This window comes from Pseudonocardia aurantiaca, assembly GCF_039526725.1.
Classification (GTDB): Bacteria; Actinomycetota; Actinomycetes; order Mycobacteriales; family Pseudonocardiaceae; genus Pseudonocardia; species Pseudonocardia aurantiaca.
Window position 1 is genome coordinate 168,396 of the sequence record NZ_BAAAJG010000002.1, and the last position, 18,155, is coordinate 186,550.

The window sequence follows — 18,155 nt, forward strand, 5'->3', positions numbered from 1 at the left end:
ATCACGGAGCGAAGCGGAACTCCACCTCGCCGAGCTCGCCGAAGTCGGCGCGCACCTCGTCGCCGGGCCCGATCGGCACCGGGGTCGTCGTGGTGCCGGTCGTGACGATGTCGCCGGCGCGGAGATGCAGCCCGTATCGGGCCAGGTCGCCCACGAGCCAGGTCAGGGCCGTGCGCGGGTCGCCGAGGACGTTGCCACCACTGCCCGTGGCGGCCTCAGCGCCGTTGATCCACAGGCTCGTCCCCCATGTGGACAAGTCCAGACCGGTCCATCCAGGCACGCCAGGTCCCAGCACGAACCGCCCGGCGCACGCGCAGTCGGCGATCAGCTGTGCGGCGCCGACCACCTCGAACCGGGTGAAGCGCGAGTCGGGGATCTCGACGGCGAGATGCAGCGCGCCGACCGCGGCGAACACCTCGTCGGCGCTCGCGCCGGGCTCGACGGCGGCGTCCATCCGGTAGGCGAACTCGGCCTCCACCACCCGCATGTGCAGATCACCCGAGGGCAGGACGTCGCCCGGCTCGTGCCGGAAGCGCTCGAAGAGCCGGGCGGGCAGCGGGCCGTCGACACCGATGTGTGCCGCTCCGGCGGCGTTCGTGGCCGCGAGCTTCCAGCCGTAGCCCGGACCGGCCAGCCCGGCCACGGCCTGCTGGACGGCCATCCCCTCCGCGGCGTCCTGGGGGCGGACGTCGGCTGGGAGCTCGGCGATCCGCTCGCCGGTGGACCAGGCCTTCCAGATGACGTCGGCGGCGGTGCCGGCGCGGGACAGGTCATCAGACATGCGGCCCATCCTGCCCCGAGTGGTGCAGCCGCATCTCGTCCACCACCACCCGGACCCGGGGGTCGTCGTAGAGCTCCTCCACCGAGACCGGCAGCGGCAGCCGCCAGTTCGGGTACTGGTCGACGGTGCCCGGCAGGTTGGGTTGGCGGACCTCGCCGACCACGTCGTAAGGCGAGATGAGCGCGAGACGCGAGCGGCTGCGGGCCAGCAGCGTGTGCAGCCCGACGACGAGCTGGTCCTCGCCTGGGTGCTCGCCTTCGACGAGGCCCTGCTCGCGCAGCAGCTCCACCAGCTCCAGCCGGTCGACCTCGGCCTTCGCCGCCTCGGCCGCCGGGTCGTCGAGCAGGTCGAGCTCCGCCCGCGCCCGCACGTGCTCGCCGCGCAGGAACCCGGTGGCCGTCGGCAGGTCGTGGGTGGAGATCGTGGCCACCGACTTCTCCGGCCACTCCTGCGGCGGGAGCAGCGGCTCGCCGGGCGCGTCCCGGTCGCGGGTGAACCACAGCACCGACGAGCCGAGCATGTTGCGGGCGGCCAGGCCCTCGGTGACCTCCGGCTCCACCGTGCCGAGGTCCTCGCCGATCACGACCGCGCCGGCGCGGTGCGCCTCGAGCGTCAGGACGGCGAGCATGACCTCGGCGTCGTAGTGCACGTACGTGCCACGGTCCGGGGTCTCGCCCGGAGGCACCCACCACAGCCGCCACAGCCCGGCCACGTGGTCGATGCGCAGCCCGTCGGCCTGCCGCAGGAGTGCACGCAGGAGGTCGCGGTAGGCGGCGTACCCGGTGGCGGCGAGCCGGTCGGGACGCCACGGCGGCAGGCCCCAGTCCTGCCCCTGCTGGCTGAACGCGTCCGGCGGCGCGCCCACCCGCACGCCGAGCGCGAGGACGTCCTGCAGCGCCCACGCGTCGGCACCCTCCGGGTCGCACCCGACGGCCAGGTCGTGCACCACCCGTACCCCCGCCGCGCGCGCGGCGTCCCGCGCCTGTGCGAGCTGGATCTGCACCTGCTGCTGCACCCAAGCGTGGAAGGCCACCCGAGGGGCGAGGGCCGCGCGGGCCGCGGCGACCCCCGGCGCGTCCGGGCTACGGAGGTTCACGGGCCAGCGGCTGAAGCGGCCCCCGTACCGCTCGGCGAGCGCGCAGAACGTGGCGAACTCCCAGAGGTCCGCGTGCGCGTCCCGGGGTTCGGGGCGGCCCTCGGAGCGCCACAGGAGCTCCAGCGCGGAGCGCTTCGCGGCCCACACGCGATCGTGCTCGATGCGCCCGCCGACAGTCTCCGGGCGCAGCGCGTCAACCTCCGCCCTGGTGGGCGCGTCCGCGCGGGCGTAGGCCTCCAGGTCGGTGACGCGCAACGCGAGTGGGGTGCCGAACCGCCTGCTCGACGGCGTGTACGGCGACGGCTGGACCGGCGGAACGGGGGTGAACGCGTGCAGCGGGTTGAGCACCACCGCGCCCGAGCCGTGCTCGGTGCCTGTCCACCTGGTAAAGGCGCGCAGATCGCCGAGGTCCCCGATGCCCCACGAGCCCGCCGAGTGCAGCGCGTAGAGCTGGAGCATCCAGCCCCACGACCGCGGTGGTTCGGGCAGCGCAGGTGGGGCGACGACGACCGTCACCTCCTGGTCGCCGGTCTCCAGCCGGTACCAGCCGGGCTCGAGACCCGCGGGGATCTCGGTGACCTCCCGGCGCGCGCCCCGCTCGTCGACGAGCACCCCAGGCACCGGGAGTGGGTGTGCCTGGTCCATGCGGGCGGCGATCGTGCCTGGCAGGCGGCCCGCCGCGGCGTCGGCGCGCGCGGTGGCGAGCGCGGCCCGGCACGCCTCCGGCGAGGTCGCGTCGACGTCGAGCAGCCCGAGCACCCGGACCACGACGTCGTCGTCGACCTGCACCGGCCGCCGATCCCCGTCGCGGTACTCGGTGGCCACGCCGTGCGCAGCCGCAAGTTCCCTCAGGTCCGTGTTCACACCGCTCCTTCCCCGCCCGGCCCCGCCCGTATTCGCAGACGCGGCACCTGATCAGCATGCCGCGCCACAATTGATCGTGATAAGCGGCCCTGACCTGCGATAACACGCTCCCGCCCGCTCCCCGATCCGGGCACCGCGGGGTGCTACGTTCCATGGTCACGGTCCCCGTGGCTCGTCGGCGGGGTGGGCAGGCGCAGCGAGGGAGAGCCATGGATCTGGGTCTGCTCGGCCTGTTGGGTGCGCTCGGGCTGGTCCTCGTCGTGCTCGCGGCCGCGGTTGTCGTGGTGCTGGTGGTGTGGCGGCAGCAGCGGGCAGCGGCCGCCACTCGTGGGCCCAGGACCGTCGCTGACCTCGTAAGACTGCGCGCCGAGGCGCCCGACCCCGCGCTCCGGCCCGTCGCGGTCGCCGCCCCTGCCATGCCCGTGCGTCTTGAGCGACGGGCCGAGCCATCGCCGGCGCCCCCGGCTGAGCCTGCTGCCGCCCTTACGCCCGCGCCCGAGCCCGCGCCGCTCCCGGAGCCGGTCGCCCAGCGCGCCCCGGCACCCCCGCCTGCCGAACCGCCTCCGCCCCTTGTCGCCGCGCCGGCACCGGTCGAGCAGGCACCAGTGGTCGAGGAGCCCGCCGAGAAGGCACCGCGAGCGCAGGGCCCCGACGTCGCGGGTGCCGACACACCGTGGCATCGGGCCTCGCTCATGGCCGCCGGTGACGGCGGGGCGGGCACGTGGCATCCGCCGCCCGAGCCGGTCGCCGCCGTGCCGGCCCCGGCCAACCCGGTGCCAGTGGTGCTGCGGCTCGTGCCGCCCATCGCGGCCGCCGGCCACGACGCCGACCCTGAGCCCGACCCGACATGGACCGGGTGGGCCAACTGGGCCGAGGTCGACGCCGAGGAAGCCGGCGCCGAGACTTCCCGCTCCTCGCTCGCCAGGGGGGAGTCCGGGCCTGTAGACGGAGGCCCTCCCCCCGAACCCGAGCCGGCGCCCGCCGCCGTCCCCACCCCCACCCCCGCCCCCATCCCCAGCACAGAGCCGGAGGCCGAGTTCGTGGCGCTACCCCTGGGCCGTCGGACCCCCGAGGAACGGGCGGCCGAGCAGGCCGCCGCCGACATGGCCCTCCTCCGCACGTTCGGCTACGACCCCAGCGCACGTCCCGACAGCGCACCGGTGATCTCCATGGTCGGCCCGGACGCCCAGGACGAGGTGGTCGTGAACAAGGGCCTCGCCCAGCCCGTGCGGTTCCGCGTGGTGCGCCGCGACGGGGCCACGGTCGGCGGCGCGGCCGTCGCGCTGCTCGACGACTGCGGCCTCCGCGTGGCCGACGTCATCGCCGACGCGGACGGGCTCGGTGAAGTGCTCGCCCCGGCCGAGGGCAGCTTCATGCTGATCTCCACGGCCGCGGGCCACCAGCCGGGCGTAGTGGCCGTCACGGTCGGCGACGCTCCGGTCGAGGCCGAGGTACTGCTCGCGCGGTCCGCGTCGGTGTCGGGCGCCGTGCAGGGTGAGGACGGGCCGATCGTGGGGGCGCGCGTCACGCTCGTGCAGGACGGCGAGGTCGTCGACGCGGTCATGACCGACGCCGAAGGTGCCTATCGCATCGCGGACATCGGATCGGGCGAGTACGGGATCTCGGTCGCCGCGGCGGGGTTCGTGCCGGCGGCAGGGTTCGTCGAGGTGCCAGACGAGAAGCACCTCCGGCACGACGCCATCCTCGCGTCCGCCAGCCCCACCGCGGCCCGGTACGACGGGTACGACGACGCCGACGACGGCATGATGACCGGACAGCGCTACAGCTGACGGAGGGGACGCGGATGGCCGATCGGCTGGAGCACGTCGAGGGCAGGCTGACCGGGGTCCGCGACGTCGAGCTGTTCTGGCAGGCGTGGCTCCCGCCGGAGCCGCCCACCGGGGTGCTCCTGCTCTGCCACGGTCTCGGCGAGCACTCGGGCCGCTACGGCCACGTCGTCGACGCACTCGTCCCCGCCGGGTGGGCGGTGTACGGGCTCGACCTGCGCGGCCACGGACGGTCCGAGGGGAAGCGCTGCCACCTCGTCGACTATGCCGACTGGCTCGCCGACTTCGACGCCTTCCGCCGGCTCGCCGCCGCCCGGCACGATGGGCTGCCCGTCTTCCTGCTCGGCCACAGCATGGGCGGCAGATCGCGCTGGCCTACGCGCTCGACCACCAGGACGACCTGCGCGGGGTCGTGCTGTCGGCGCCCGCGCTGGCGAACAGCTCCCTGCCCGCCGCGGTCGTCCCGGTGCTCATGCAGGTCGCCCGGTTCGCCCCGACGCTCCGCCCGGCGGGCATCGACGCGTCCAAGATCAGCAAGGACCCCGCGGTGTACGCGGCCTACCAGGCCGACCCGCTGGTACACCACGGCCACCCGACGCTGGGGCTGTCTTCGGCGCTGTTCCGGCAGTTCAGCGTGCTGCCGGAGCGGTCGCGGGAGCTTCGGCTGCCGCTGCTCCTGCAGTACGGCGAGCTGGACGCGATCACCGACGTCTCCGGCTTCCGCGCGTTGGAGGAGGCGTGCGGATCACCGGACTTCACCGTGCAGCGGTACCCGGGGCTCTGGCACGAGATCTACAAGGAGCCGGAGCGCGACGGACCACTCTCCGACCTGCGGGAGTGGCTCGCCGCGCACCGCTGAACGGGTGCTCTCTCAGCCCGGCGTGTTGACGTTGATGCCGGTGCCGCCGCCGGGCGCGTAGACGGTCACCCCGGAACCCTGCAGCGCCTCGTTCGCCTTACGCTGCGCCTCGCCCTGCTCGCGCACCAGGTCGATCTGGGCGCACACGTTGCAGGCGAGGTAGCCGCGCTGGCGCTCGGCGTTCGCGTCGGCGTCGAGCCTGGCCTGGTTGAGCCGCGCCTGCGCGGCCGACGCCCCGGCGAACTCCGCCTGCGCGGCCTCGATGCGCTCGCGCAGCTGTGCAGGGAGGTCCACGCCGGTGAGTGAGAAGCTGATGTTGGTGAGGAAATCACCGCCGAGCGCGCGGTTGATGTTCGTGGCCAGCGCGGTCTGCACGTTGGTCTGGATGCGCTGGAGTACCTCGGCGTTGTTCGCGCCCTGCCCGGTGGCCGCCGCGTTCGCCACCTGCTCCGGCGTGGAGTTCTGCACCAGCGCGCAGGACGCCTGCAGCTCCGCGCAGTCCACCGTGCCGATCTGCTGGCGCAGCGTCTCCTCGAGCACCGGCTTGATGACCACGTCGAGGAACGCGCCGAACCCGGCGTCGCCCTCCCACACGGCCAGGCGCTCGTCGGTGCCCGGCACCTGGAAGGTGCGCGTGCCGTAGGCGTCGTCGAACGCGCGCAGCACCGGCTCCGCGGTGTTGAGCCGGAAGTTCAGCCGCGCGGTGAGCCCCACGTCGACGCCGTCGCTTGTGGGCGTCCGGTAGGCATTGACGCCGGGGGTGTCGTCGCCGGCGGGGACGATGTCGTAGAACCGCTGCTGCGCGGGGTAGGGATGCTCCTCCGAGAACATCCCCGAGTACGTCCGCGGGCTTGCGGGGGCGAGCACCTGCCGGATGTCCTGCGAGTCGAACGGCCCGCCGTTGCGGATGACCAACGTCGTGCCGCCGTCGGTGCGGGAGAACGACGTGAGCGCGATGAACCCGAAGATCGCCCCGATGATCACCGCGACGACCACCAGTCCACCTACCAGCCGTGAGATGGGGGAGCCGGACTTCGCTCGGGCTTTCGTGGACATGCGGATCCTCCGGCTGGGCGGGTTGGGGTGATCGTCGGGATGATCCTTTCGCTCCCGGCCGGGAGGGCGCTACCCCGGGTCTGCGGTCTCATGCCCGGACATTTACCCCGGCCAGGGCAAGCTCCTCCCGCGCCGTGGGAAGGATTGGAACCAGGGGATCCGGTGTGCTCAGATGTGGTTGTGCACGCGCCGGCCGCCTTCCTCGGAGAAATCTGGGGCACTCGCCGTGCCGACGCGTTCGACCAGTGCTGTCGCCCGAGCTGACGTCCCCGCCCGCTCGTTCGCCGTCACCACTGGAGCACTGCCGTGCTGCTGCACGCCCCCACCCCGCTCTCGCTCGCCGATCTCACCGCCCTGACCCGGGACGTCGCCGACGAGGTGCGCGCAGGCCGACACCTCGTCCAGGTCGATCCGGAGCGCCGCTGGTACCGGCTGCTGCGAAGCGACAGTTACGTCGACGTCTGGCTGATCAGCTGGGCCACCGAGCAGACCGCCGAGCTGCACGACCACGCGGGGTCCATCGGAGCGCTCACCGTCGTGTCCGGGAGCCTCGTCGAGCAGCGCTGGGTCGGCGACGGGCTGCGCTCGCGGCAGCTGCGCACCGGCCGCAGCCTTGGCTTCCCGCTCGGGCACGTGCACGACGTGGGTAACCCCGCCGCGGCGCCCGCGGTGTCCGTGCACGCGTACTCGCCGCCGCTCACGGCGATGTCGTACTACGCGGTCGAGCCCGGTTCCGTCGAGAAGGGCCCGCGGCTGCGGCGCACGCGCAGTGTGCTCGTCGAGTCGGGATCGTCGGAGGGAGTGGGATGACCACCGTCAACGACCTGCTGGCGGCGGCCAGGGCCCGCCTCGACCGCCCGGACCCGCGCCGCGCGGCCGAGATGGTGGAGCGCGGTGCGATCCTCGTCGACACCCGCCCCGCCTGGCAGCGCGAGCAGGAGGGCGAGCTGCCCGGCGCGCTGCTGATCGAGCGCAACCACATCGAGTGGCGCCTCGACCCCGCGTCCGATTCGCGGATCCCGGAAGCCGTCGACCACGATGTCACGTGGATCCTCGTGTGCTCGGAGGGCTACGCGAGCAGCCTGGCGGCCGCGTCGCTGCAGGACCTGGGCCTGCACAACGCAACCGACCTGGATGGCGGCTACCAAGCCTGGAAGGCGACCTTCACCCCCACCTCCTCGCATCTGCTCAGGAGGGGGTCAGGGGCGGGGGAGGGTCCCTAGGAGCGCCTCCACCAAAGGTGTCAGCTCGGGGCTCTCGCTTGCCTCGTCCAGGGCCTTCTTCAGCGTCGCCGCGTGCACCGGGCGGGCCCGTTCGAGCAGTTCCTTGCCGTGGTCGGTCAGCGAGCTGTAGATCCCGCGCCGGTCGTCCGCGCACAGGGTGCGGTTGAGCAGGCCCCGGTTCTCCAGACGCGTGACGAGCCGCGTGGTGGCGCTGTGCGAGAGGGCCGCGGCGCGCGCGACCTGCTGCATGCGCATGTGCCAGCCGTCCTGCCGGGCGAGGGTGTCGAGCACCGTGTACTCGACGACCGACAGGTCGAACCCTGCCTGCAGCGCCTTCTCGAGCGCCTCCTCCAGGCGGCCGTGCAGAGCGGCCAGCGTCCGCCAGCCCTGCGCGCGCACCTCGACCGCGTCGTCCGCGATGACCACCCGGCACCTCCTCTTGTGCGCAGAGCCTACCTGCTTGCAGTGATAGGAAGCGTGTGCAAATGTTGCGCACGCGCTCTAACGGCGCTCGCTCAAGCGTTGAGGGCAGGAGGCACCCATGGACAAGAAAGCACTCGTGGTCGGCGCCCGGGGCGTCATCGGCGGCACGCTAGCCGAGCACCTCGCCACCCAGCCGGACTGGGACGTCGTCGGGCTCTCCCGGCGTGGCGGGCCCGTCGACGGCCCTGTGCGGCACGTTGCGGCCGACCTCTTCGACCCGGAGTCCGTGCGTGCCGCGCTGCACGCCGAGCCGGGCGTGACACACGTGTTCTACGCGGCCTACCAGGACCGCCCGACCTGGTCCGAGCTCGTCGAACCGAACGTGACGATGCTGCGCACCGTGCTCGACGCGGCCGAGACCGCGGCTCCCGGGCTGCGGCACGTCAGCCTCATGCAGGGCTACAAGGTCTACGGAGCCCACCTCGGCCCGTTCGCCACCCCGGCTAGGGAGAGCGACCCGCCGCACATGCCGCCGGAGTTCAACGTCGACCAGCAGCAGCTCGTCGAGGTGCGCGCGGCTGCAGGCGGCTGGACGTGGTCGGCGATCCGTCCGTCGGTGGTGGCCGGGTTCGGGCTCGGCAACCCAATGAACCTCGGTGTGGTGCTCGCCATCTACGCGTCGATCAGCAAGGAGCTGGGCGTCCCGTTGCGCTTCCCGGGACGGCCCGGCGCGTACGACCCGCTGCTGGAGCTGACCGACGCCGGGCTGCTCGCCGAGGCGACGGTGTGGGCGGCCACCGACCCGCGCTGCGCGAACGAGGCCTTCAACATCGCCAACGGCGACCTCTTCCGATGGAACCGGATGTGGCCCGTCGTCGCAGACGCGTTCGGGCTGGAGGTTGCGCCACCGCTGCCGATGTCGCTCGCGAGCGTGATGGCCGACAAGGAGCCGGTCTGGAACGCGATGGTGGCGAAGCACGGGCTCGCCCCCACCCCGTACTCCGACGTGTCCTCGTGGGCCTTCGGCGACTTCGTCCTGTCCTGGGACTACGACATGTTTGCCGACACGTCGAAGTCACGCCGGTACGGCTTCCACCGGTATGTCGACACGAAGGAAATGCTGCTTGGGTTGTTCGACGACCTGCGCAAGCGCCGGATCATCCCGCGGTAGCGTTCCCCGGACGACGGGGAGGCGGGGCCGTGGGTGAGGTCGAATCGGTCGAGCAGGTGACGGGCTGCAGCAGCCGGCCCGTGGCCGGGAGCATCGCGACCGACAGCAGCATCGCCGTGGCGGGGAGCGTCGCCACCGGGGGCAGCGTCGCGGTCGCGGGCAGCGTGGCCACAGCGGGCAGTGCGGCGGTCGCCGGCAGCGTCGCGACGTCCGGGAGCGTCGGGGTGGCCGGGAGCGTGGCCACCGCCGGGAGCGCCGGGATCATCGCCTCGCTGCTCACGCTCCTGAGCGTCGGGCTGATCGCCTGCATAGCGTGCCTGGGCTGCGTCGGCTGCCGCCGCTGCGTGGCCTGCGTGGGGTGCATCGACTGCGTGGACTGCGTCGGCTGCGTGGGCTGCGTAGGCCTGCGCGGCGCGGTAGGCAAGGTCGGCACCACAGCCTGACGCCCGCGAGTCGGGGTCTGAATGCGCGCGAGTCGCTGGAGAAATGTGCGCGAGTCGCTGGAAAAGTGCGCCCGAGTTGCGGCTCCTCGTGCACGGCGAGCAGCGACTCGCTCGCACGAATGCAGCGACTCGCTCGCACGAATGGCGCGACTCGCGTGCATTCACGCCCCGACTCGCGTGCACTCACGCCCCGACTCGCGCGCACCCAGACCCCGACTCGCGGGTGTTGCTGTTCAGGTCACGGCGTTCGTGATCTCGTCGGCTGCGCTTTCGAACCAGGCTCTTGCTCGTTCGGCGCGTGCCTCGGCCTCCGCCGTCCAGTAGGCCGCGAAGCCGGGGACGCCGTCGGCGGCTCCCTCGCGCACGATGTCACGCATCCAGCGGTGGCTGTCGCGCAGCGCGGGGAGGAAAGCAGCGCGTCCCTCGGCGTCGAGCCCGTAGGCGTCGACGAACTGGCGCAGCCGGTGCAGCTCCCGCCCGCGTCGGACGTCAGTGACGTCCGACGGATCGCGCAGCGGCGCCCACAGCCGTGCTGCCGCCGCCACGTCCCACACCGGGGTGCCCGGGCCTGCCAGGTCGAAGTCGATCAGCGCGATGGCGGTGCCGCCCCGGAAGACGACGTTGTCGAGGTTGAGGTCGTTGTGCGCTATTCCGCCGTCTCCGAAAGGGGCGGGCACCTGGGGAGACCATTGGTACGGGGACGGGTCGAAGTCCGCCGTGGCGTCGTGGAAGCGGCGTACGAGCCGGCCGACGCTGCGCAGCGCCTCGTCGGTGAGCCCCCAGCACGGCGGCGGGGCGGTGACGGCCTGGCCGGGCACGTAGCTGAGTACCTCGCGGCCGGCCTCGTCCACCCCGAGCACCCGGGGCGCCCCGTCGAACCCGACCTCCTCGAGGTGGCGCAGCAGCGCATGGGCGGCCGCGCTCGTGGGTCGCAGCGGCCTGCGCACGGTGTTGCCGACCCGGTGCACGCGCCCCTGGTTGGCCGTGCCGCCCAGGAGCTGCACCTCGACCGTCATGGACCAGGCGCCGAGATCAGCGCCTCGGCCAGCGTCGAATGCGTCACCAGGCTGTCGACCATACCGCCGCGCACGGCGGCGAGCACCGCCTCGACCTTCGCCGTGCCGTAGACGATCGCGATCACCTCGGGCACCGTGCGCATCTGCTCGGCGGTGATGCCGATCATGCGTTCGGTGAGCGAGGACGGCACCGGCGCCCCGTCGGAGTCGACGAGCACACCGGAGATCTCCGCACAGACGCCCTGCCGGGCGAGCTCGCGGCGTTCGGCTTCGGAGGTGGCGTCGTAGAGCGTGGACTGTTCCGGGGTCCACGCGCCCACCCCGGCGACGGCGCAGGTGACCGTGTCGATCCGCGAGAACGCCTGCGCGACCTCCGGTTGGCGGCGCAGGGCCTGCGCGGTGGTGGCGTCGGGCACGGCCATCGGCGCGTAGAAGAAGTAGGCGGGCCCGCCGGCGACCCGGGCGACGTCGCGGACCACCTCGATCGAGCTGTCGTCCACACCCGGGCGGGCGAGCGCCCCGGTGAGCTGGACGACCGGCACGGTGGCGAGCCTGTGCAGCGCCGCGGCCATCGCGCTCACCGAACGGGCCCAGGACAGGCCGAGCACGTCGTCGGGGGTGATGATCTCGGTGAGCAGGTCAGCGGCGGCTGCGCCGAGGTGTTCGCGCAGGGACTCCGGGTGGTCGTCGGGGGTGTCGGTGACGACGCAGTGCTTGAGGCCGAGCGCGGTCATGAGCCGCCCGGACAGGTCGACGTCGACGGTGCCGGGGTGGCCGATCTCGATCCGGACGAGCCCGCTCGCGCGCGCGTCATCGAGCAGCCGCGCCACCTTGAACCGGCTGAGCTCGAACTCCTCGGCGATCTCGACCTTGGAGCGGCCGTCGAGGTAGTACCTCCGCGCCACGGAAGCGCTGAGCACGAGATGGGCGGGCCCCCGCGTCCCCCCGCCGACCGCGACCACAGTGCCTCCCAGACTTCCCGGCGCTCATCTGAGCGCTATGGCGCCCATTCTGTCACGACCCATTGCCCTGCACGGGGAGTCGTTGCCACACTCTCTTGTGATCAGGGCGGCGCTCATCTGAGCGCGCGTCTTCGGGCATGTCGGGAGGATCGCGATGAAGCGTTCGGGCATGCGCGCGGCGCTGCTCGCCGCCGTCGTCATGATGGCGAGTTCCGCCTGTGCCGGCTGGGGCGGCAGCGTCGGTGGGGGCGGGGCGAACAGCATCAACGTGCTGATGGTCAACAACCCCCAGATGGTGGACCTGCAGCGGCTCACGGCCGAGCACTTCACCCGCGACACCGGCATCACCGTCAACTTCACGGTGCTGCCCGAGAACGACGTGCGCGACAAGATCAGCCAGGAGTTCTCCAGCCAGGCAGGCCAGTACGACGTCGCCTCGCTGAGCAACTTCGAGATCCCGATCTACGCCCGCAGCCGGTGGATCGCGCCGATGGACGACTACATCGCCGCCGACCCGGCCTTCGACCAGGCCGACATCCTCCCCTCGATGACGACGTCTCTCACCGGAGATGACGGGAAGATCTACGGCCAGCCCTTCTACGGCGAGTCGTCGTTCCTCATGTACCGAAAGGACGTGCTCGACGCGGCCGGCATCACGATGCCCGCGAAGCCGACGTGGCCGCAGGTCGCCGACATCGCCGCCCGGTTGGACGGCGCGCGGCCCGGCATGGCCGGCATCTGCCTGCGCGGCCAGCCCGGCTGGGGCCAGGTCATCGCCCCGCTGACGACGGTGGTCAACACGTTCGGCGGAACCTGGTTCACCGCCGACTGGCAGGCCCAGGTGAACGCGCCGGAGTTCAAGAAGGCGGTGCAGTTCTACGTCGACCTGGTGCGCCAGCACGGCGAGGCGGGCGCCCCGCAGGCCGGGTTCACCGAGTGCCTCAACAACCTGGTGCAGGGCAACGCGGCCATGTGGTACGACGCCACGTCGGCTGCGGGCTCGCTCGAGGCGGCCGACTCGCCGGTGCGCGGCAAGATCGGCTACGCGCCCGCGCCGGTGGTGGAGACCAACAGCTCCGGGTGGCTCTACGCGTGGTCGTGGGGCATCCAGGCGGCGAGCCAGAAGAAGGACAACGCGTGGCGGTTCATCTCGTGGGCGTCGAGCAAGGACTACGAGCAGCTCGTCGGTCAGGAGATCGGCTGGTCGGACGTGCCGGCAGGCAAGCGGGCGTCGACCTACGAGAACCCGGCCTACCTGGCTCAGGCGTCGGCGTTCGCCGCGCCCACGAAGGCTGCGATCGAGAGTGCCGACCCGCGCAACCCCGGGGTCCAGCCGCGGCCGGCGATCGGCATCCAGTTCGTCGGCATCCCGGAGTTCCCCGACCTCGGGACGCAGGTGTCGCAGTCGGTGAGCTCGTCGATCGCCGGGATCGTGACGGTGGACCAGGCGCTGGATCGGGGACAGCAGCTGGCTGACGACGTGGCGGAGCGGTACCGGTCTCGGCTGAAGGGCACCTCATGACCACCGAACTTCAACCGCAGACGGGCCCCACGTGGGACCGCTCGGCCGAGGAGAAGCAGGCTCTGCGGCGCGCAGGCGACTGGGCCCGGCGTGCCCCGCTGCTACCCGCGCTGATCTTTCTGATCATCGTGACGCAGGTGCCTTTCGTGATCACGCTCGTGATCTCGTTCATGAACTGGAACGCCTACTACCCCGACGAGCGCGGGTTCGCCGGGGTCGACAACTTCCGTCGCGTGCTCACCGACGTCAACACGCGCGACTCGATCATCACCACGATCCAGCTGACCGTCTCAGTGGTCCTGGTAAGCGTCGTGCTCGGCCTGCTCATCGCGCTGCTGCTGGACCGCGCGTTCCGTGGCCGCGGGGTGGTCCGGACGATGATGATCACGCCGTTCCTCATCGTGCCGGTGGCAGCCGCCCTGGTCTGGAAGCACGCGCTCTACAACCCGGAGTACGGCCTCCTCAACGGGGTGCTGACCTGGATCTTCGGGGCGAACGCCCCGCAGCCGGACTGGATCTCCATGATGCCGCTGACGGCGATCGTCGTGTCGCTGGTCTGGCAGTGGACGCCGTTCATGATGCTGATCATCCTGGCCGGGCTGCAGAGCAAGCCGCTCGACGTCATCGAGGCCGCGCGCATCGACGGCGCGTCGACCTGGCAGATCTTCCGGTTCATGACACTCCCGCACCTGCGCCAGTACCTGGAGCTGGGAGCCCTGCTCGGGTCGATCTACATCGTGCAGAACTTCGATGCCGTCTTCACGATCACATCCGGCGGGCTCGGTACGGCGAACCTGCCGTACACGATCTACCAGACCTTCTACAACGCGCAGGACTACGGTCGGGCGTCCGCCGCGGGCGTGGTCGTCGTGATCGGGACGATCGTGATCGCCACCTTCGCACTGCGCACCGTGTCGTCGCTGTTCCGCGAGGAGGGGTCCCGATGACCACCACAGTGGAGGCGCCGCGCGTCGCCCCGCCGTCGGCGCCGCCGGCCAGGCGCAACCGGACCGGCACGCTGCTCACCGTCGTGGCGTGGTTGGTCGGCATCCTCTTCATCATCCCGGTGCTGTGGATGGTGCTCACCTCGTTCCACAGCGAGACCGACGCCGCGACGAACCCGCCGTCGCTGTTCGCGCCGCTCACGCTCGACGGCTACGCGAACTTCTTCGGCGCCCAGACCGGCGCCAGCCCGTGGCCGTCGCTGCTCAACTCGCTGACAGCGAGTGTGCTCTCCACGGCGCTCGTGCTGCTGCTCGCGATCCCGGCGGCGTACGCGCTGTCGATCCGGCCGGTGCGCAAGTGGACCGACGTGCTGTTCTTCTTCCTGTCCACGAAGATGCTGCCGGTCGTCGCAGGCTTGCTGCCCGTGTACCTGATCGCGCAGCGCATCGGGATGCTCGACAACATCTGGCTGTTGATCATCCTCTACACGTCGATGAACCTGCCGATCGCGGTGTGGATGATGCGGTCGTTCCTCGCCGAGGTGCCGGTCGAGGTGCTCGAGGCGGCGGCGATCGACGGCGCCGGGCTGATGCGCACCCTCCGCACGGTGGTCGCGCCGATGGTGTTGCCCGGCATCGCGGCCACGTCGCTGATCTGCTTCATCTTCAGCTGGAACGAACTGCTGTTCGCGCGGGTGCTCACCGCGACCGTTGCCCAGACCGCCCCCGTGTACCTCACCGGCTTCGTGACCAGCCAGGGCCTGTTCCTGGCCACGGTGTGCGCGGCGGCGGTGGTGGTGTCGCTCCCGGTGCTCATCGCCGGGTTCGCGGCGCAGGACAAGCTCGTGCAAGGACTCTCGATGGGAGCCATCAAGTAATGAAGGCTGCAGTCATCAGTGCAGACGCCGTGACCGTGGAGACGGTGCCCGATCCCACCCCGGGCCGCCGGGACGTGGTTGTCGCAGTGGCCGCGTGCGGGATCTGCGGCACCGATCTGCACATCGCCGAGGGCGAGTTCGCCCCCACGTTGCCGATCGTGCCGGGGCACGAGTTCGCGGGTGAGGTCGTGGCGCTCGGCTCGGACGTCGACGAACTCGCCGTCGGCGACAAAGTCGCCGTGGACCCGTCGCTGTACTGCCACGAGTGCCACTACTGCCGGCGTGGCCACAACAACCTGTGCGAGCGCTGGGGTGCGATCGGCGTGACGGTGGCGGGGGGCGCGGCCCAGTTCGCGGTGGCGCCGGTGGCCAACTGCGTCAAGCTCCCGGAGCACGTGCAGCTGAACGACGCCGCGCTCATCGAGCCGCTGTCCTGCGCCGTGCGTGGGTTCGACGTGCTCGCGCCGCAGCTCGGCGACCACTACCTCATCTACGGGGCCGGGACGATGGGCCTGATGATGATGGAGCTGGCCAAGCGCGCGGGCGCGGCGAGCGTCGAGATGGTGGACCTCAACCCGCAGCGGCTCGAGACGGCCAAGCAGCTGGGCTGCACGGCCACCGTGACCAGTGCGGACGAGCTCGACCGGCCCCGCGGATGGGAGGTCGTGATCGACTGCACCGGCGTGGTCGCCGCGATCGAGGACGGCCTCGGTCGCGTCGCACCGGGCGGCACGTTCCAGCAGTTCGGGGTGGCGAACGAGGACGCGACGGCGACGTTCTCGCCGTTCCGCGTCTACAACAAGGAGATCAGGATCGTCGGCTCGATGGCGGTGCTGCACAGCTACGAGCGGGCCGCCGAGCTGTTCGCCGACGGCGCGCTGCGTCCGGAAGTGATGATCAGCCACCGGATGAGCCTCGACGAGTTCCCGCAGGCGCTGGAACAGTTCCGGGCCGGCGTGGGCCGCAAGATCCAGGTGCTGCCCGGGAAGTGAGAGACCGGGGCAACTGTCGGACCCACGCGCTAACGTCCGGCGTGTGACGGTCCTGGAGCTGCGGCAGTACTCCCTCCATCCCGGTCGGCGCGACGAGCTGGTCGCGCTGTTCGAGCGGGAGTTCGTGGAGTCGCAGGAGGAGCTGGGCGCCCGCGTGGTCGGCACGTTCCACGACCTCGCCGATCCCGACCGCTTCGTCTGGGTCCGCGAATTCGCCGACATGGGCGTCCGGCTGGCGGCGCTGCGCGGCTTCTACGGCGGCCCGGTATGGAAGGAGCACCGCGACGCCGCCAACGCCACGATGATCGACTCCGACGACGTGCTCCTGCTGGAGCCGGTCGGCGCCGGGTTCCCGACGGCATCGCGGGCCGGCGTGGGGGAGGGGCGGCCGGGCCCGTCGCGGGTCCTGGCTGTGCTGCGGCTCGGGTCCGGCGGCGAGCCCGACGCGGCGGCGGCCCAGCGGCTGCTGGGCGCACCGGTTGTCGTCGCGCGCACGGCGTCCTACGTCAACGACTTCCCGGCGCTCCCGGTCCGCGACGAGAAGGCGGTCGTCGTGTTCGCAGCCTTCCCGGGTGCGAAGGAGGTGGCGGCGGCCCGCCGGGCCGTCGAGCACGCGTGGCAGGGCGAGCACCTGCAGGTGCTGGAGCTGGAGCCGACCGCGCGCTCGGCGTACCGCTGACGGTTGCCGATCAGTCGAAGTAGTGGGGTACGTCGAGCGGGCCGCCCGCCGCGGCGAACTCCGCGCGCACGGCCTCGCGCAGCCCGGGGTCGGCGAGGTAGTCCACGGCCGTGAGCGCTAGCCCGAGTGCGCCGTCTCGCACGGCCCGGTCGCCCGCCTCCGAGCCGGACGCCGCGGCGAACTCGACGGTGTGCAGTGCCACGGTCGGTTCGGACACCGCGATCATGGGGTGGATGGCCGGCATCCGATAGCTCAAGTTGCCCAGGTCCGTCGAGCCGGTGAGGAACTCCGGCACCACTCCGGGCGGCAGCGGCTTGCGGCCGGCGGGCTCCTGGTTCACGGCCCAGCGTCCGGCGAGGGTGTGGTTGAAGCGGATCGGCAGGTACGCCGGCCGCTCGTCCCAGCGAAGCTCCACGGTGCAGCCGGTCATGGTCGCCGCGGCGCGGGCGACGGCGTCGAGGCGTTCGGCGAGCTCGCGCAGCGTCTCGGGGGCTGCAGAGCGGAAGTAGAACAGCAGCGCGGCTCGCTCCGGCACGATGTTCGGCCGGGCGCCGCCGTCGGTGAAGATCCCGTGCACGCGGTCGGTGCCCGGCAGGTGCTGGCGCAGCGCGGCCACGCCCTGGTAGGCGGCGACAGCGGCATCGAGCGCGTTGCGGCCCATGAACGGCTGTGCGGCGGCGTGCGCCGCGACGCCGTGGAACACCATCTCGACCTGGCGGCGGCCGAGGAACGGGTGCATCGCGATGTCGTGCGTGAACGGGTGGAGCATGATCACGGCGTCGACGTCGTCGAAGACCCCGGCGCGCGCCAGCGTCTCCTTGCCGCCGCCGCCCTCCTCGGCAGGCGTGCCGATCAGTGACACCCGCCCGCCGACCCGCTCCTGCGCCTCGGCGGCCGCGAGGAACCCGCCGACGGCAGTCGCGCAGATGATGTTGTGGCCGCACGCGTGCCCGACGCCGGGCAGTGCGTCGTACTCGGCCAGCACTGCGACGTGCGGGCCGTCGCCCCCGCGGGTCGCGACGAGCGACGTCTCCAGCCCGCCGACCCCGACATCGGCGCGGTGGCCGTGCCGCTCCAGCAGGTCCGCGACGGCGCGGACCGAGCGGTGCTCGCCGAACGCCTCCTCGGGATGGGCATGCAGGTCCTGGCTCAGTGCGACGAGCTCCGCACCCTGCTCCCGGACGAGCGCGGCCACCGCGTCGCGCACGTCGGCCGGGGCGCCGTCGTGGGCGGACCCGAGCGGTTCCGCCTCGGCAACCGCCCGCTCCGTGGCGGCGGTGATGGCGCGGAGGTAGCTTTCGTCGGGGGCCGGGGGCCGGCCGAACACGTCAGACACGATCGAACCCTAGCCCGTGAGTCCCGGAACGGATGAGATCGACGTGAGCCTCCGGCCCCAACCACGTCGATCTCGCGTGCGGAGCCGGCGGGGCTCGCAACGTAAGTGGAGGCCGGCCGCACC

Annotated in this window: 18 protein-coding genes; 11 read left to right on the top strand and 7 right to left on the bottom strand. The window is 72.1% G+C overall.

Features of this window, described 5'->3' with window-relative positions; genetic code table 11:
• Position 1: 1 nt before the first annotated feature.
• Entirely contained in the window at positions 2-781 is a 780-nt protein-coding gene (locus ABD143_RS02705; RefSeq protein ID WP_343970680.1) for a 2-keto-4-pentenoate hydratase, read from the bottom strand.
• Positions 774-2,741, bottom strand: a complete 1,968-nt coding sequence (malQ, locus tag ABD143_RS02710; protein ID WP_343970683.1) for a 4-alpha-glucanotransferase — start codon at positions 2,739-2,741, stop codon at positions 774-776. The genes ABD143_RS02705 and malQ overlap by 8 nt, the downstream gene beginning before the upstream one ends.
• A 209-nt stretch (positions 2,742-2,950) precedes the next feature.
• Here malQ and ABD143_RS02715 point away from each other — a divergent pair, with 209 nt between their 5' ends.
• Positions 2,951-4,531 carry an MSCRAMM family protein gene (locus ABD143_RS02715; protein ID WP_343970685.1) on the top strand — a complete coding sequence of 527 codons (1,581 nt, stop codon included), beginning with the start codon at positions 2,951-2,953 and terminating at the stop codon, positions 4,529-4,531.
• A 14-nt stretch (positions 4,532-4,545) separates the two neighbouring features.
• Positions 4,546-5,448, top strand: a complete 903-nt coding sequence (locus ABD143_RS02720) for an alpha/beta fold hydrolase (protein WP_379659788.1) — start codon at positions 4,546-4,548, stop codon at positions 5,446-5,448.
• Here ABD143_RS02720 and ABD143_RS02725 read toward each other — a convergent pair.
• On the bottom strand, positions 5,400-6,443 hold the full coding sequence (locus ABD143_RS02725; protein WP_343970688.1) for an SPFH domain-containing protein: 1,044 nt from the start codon (positions 6,441-6,443) through the stop codon (positions 5,400-5,402). The genes ABD143_RS02720 and ABD143_RS02725 overlap by 49 nt on opposite strands.
• Before the next feature lie 306 nt (positions 6,444-6,749).
• Between ABD143_RS02725 and ABD143_RS02730 the strand changes: the two genes are divergently transcribed.
• Positions 6,750-7,253 carry a cysteine dioxygenase gene (locus ABD143_RS02730; protein ID WP_343970691.1) on the top strand — a complete coding sequence of 168 codons (504 nt, stop codon included), beginning with the start codon at positions 6,750-6,752 and terminating at the stop codon, positions 7,251-7,253.
• The gene (locus ABD143_RS02735) at positions 7,250-7,666 is read left to right on the top strand and encodes a rhodanese-like domain-containing protein (protein WP_343970693.1); all 417 of its coding nucleotides are present in this window, start codon (positions 7,250-7,252) and stop codon (positions 7,664-7,666) included. Before ABD143_RS02730 ends, ABD143_RS02735 begins: the two co-directional genes overlap by 4 nt.
• Here ABD143_RS02735 and ABD143_RS02740 read toward each other — a convergent pair.
• The gene (locus ABD143_RS02740) at positions 7,643-8,092 is read right to left on the bottom strand and encodes a MarR family winged helix-turn-helix transcriptional regulator (protein ID WP_343970696.1); all 450 of its coding nucleotides are present in this window, start codon (positions 8,090-8,092) and stop codon (positions 7,643-7,645) included. The two genes, ABD143_RS02735 and ABD143_RS02740, sit on opposite strands and share 24 nt — an antisense overlap.
• Positions 8,093-8,207: 115 nt before the next feature.
• Between ABD143_RS02740 and ABD143_RS02745 the strand changes: the two genes are divergently transcribed.
• A complete protein-coding gene (locus ABD143_RS02745; protein WP_343970699.1) occupies positions 8,208-9,260 on the top strand; it encodes an SDR family oxidoreductase in 1,053 nt (350 codons plus the stop codon).
• Positions 9,261-9,289: 29 nt separating this feature from the next.
• Entirely contained in the window at positions 9,290-9,703 is a 414-nt protein-coding gene (locus ABD143_RS02750; protein WP_343970701.1) for a hypothetical protein, read from the top strand.
• A gap of 233 nt (positions 9,704-9,936) precedes the next feature.
• Here the strand turns inward: ABD143_RS02750 and ABD143_RS02755 are convergent, their stop codons facing one another.
• Positions 9,937-10,719, bottom strand: a complete 783-nt coding sequence (locus ABD143_RS02755) for a phosphotransferase enzyme family protein (protein WP_343970704.1) — start codon at positions 10,717-10,719, stop codon at positions 9,937-9,939.
• Entirely contained in the window at positions 10,716-11,681 is a 966-nt protein-coding gene (locus ABD143_RS02760; protein WP_343970707.1) for a sugar-binding transcriptional regulator, read from the bottom strand. Before ABD143_RS02760 ends, ABD143_RS02755 begins: the two co-directional genes overlap by 4 nt.
• A gap of 154 nt (positions 11,682-11,835) precedes the next feature.
• Here ABD143_RS02760 and ABD143_RS02765 point away from each other — a divergent pair, with 154 nt between their 5' ends.
• The 5 genes from ABD143_RS02765 to ABD143_RS02785 are packed head-to-tail and all read left to right on the top strand — an operon-like array spanning position 11,836 to position 16,696.
• The gene (locus ABD143_RS02765) at positions 11,836-13,203 is read left to right on the top strand and encodes an ABC transporter substrate-binding protein (RefSeq protein WP_343970710.1); all 1,368 of its coding nucleotides are present in this window, start codon (positions 11,836-11,838) and stop codon (positions 13,201-13,203) included.
• Entirely contained in the window at positions 13,200-14,150 is a 951-nt protein-coding gene (locus ABD143_RS02770) for a carbohydrate ABC transporter permease (RefSeq protein WP_343970713.1), read from the top strand. Before ABD143_RS02765 ends, ABD143_RS02770 begins: the two co-directional genes overlap by 4 nt.
• Entirely contained in the window at positions 14,147-15,025 is an 879-nt protein-coding gene (locus ABD143_RS02775) for a carbohydrate ABC transporter permease (protein ID WP_343970716.1), read from the top strand. The genes ABD143_RS02770 and ABD143_RS02775 overlap by 4 nt, the downstream gene beginning before the upstream one ends.
• Positions 15,025-16,017 (top strand): zinc-dependent alcohol dehydrogenase family protein, encoded by a 993-nt coding sequence (locus ABD143_RS02780; RefSeq protein WP_343970719.1) that lies wholly within the window; start codon positions 15,025-15,027, stop codon positions 16,015-16,017. Before ABD143_RS02775 ends, ABD143_RS02780 begins: the two co-directional genes overlap by 1 nt.
• 43 nt (positions 16,018-16,060) lie before the next feature.
• The gene (locus ABD143_RS02785; RefSeq protein WP_343970722.1) at positions 16,061-16,696 is read left to right on the top strand and encodes an NIPSNAP family protein; all 636 of its coding nucleotides are present in this window, start codon (positions 16,061-16,063) and stop codon (positions 16,694-16,696) included.
• A gap of 10 nt (positions 16,697-16,706) precedes the next feature.
• Here the strand turns inward: ABD143_RS02785 and ABD143_RS02790 are convergent, their stop codons facing one another.
• The gene (locus ABD143_RS02790) at positions 16,707-18,032 is read right to left on the bottom strand and encodes a M20 family metallopeptidase (protein WP_343970725.1); all 1,326 of its coding nucleotides are present in this window, start codon (positions 18,030-18,032) and stop codon (positions 16,707-16,709) included.
• Between the last annotated feature and the right edge of the window lie 123 nt (positions 18,033-18,155).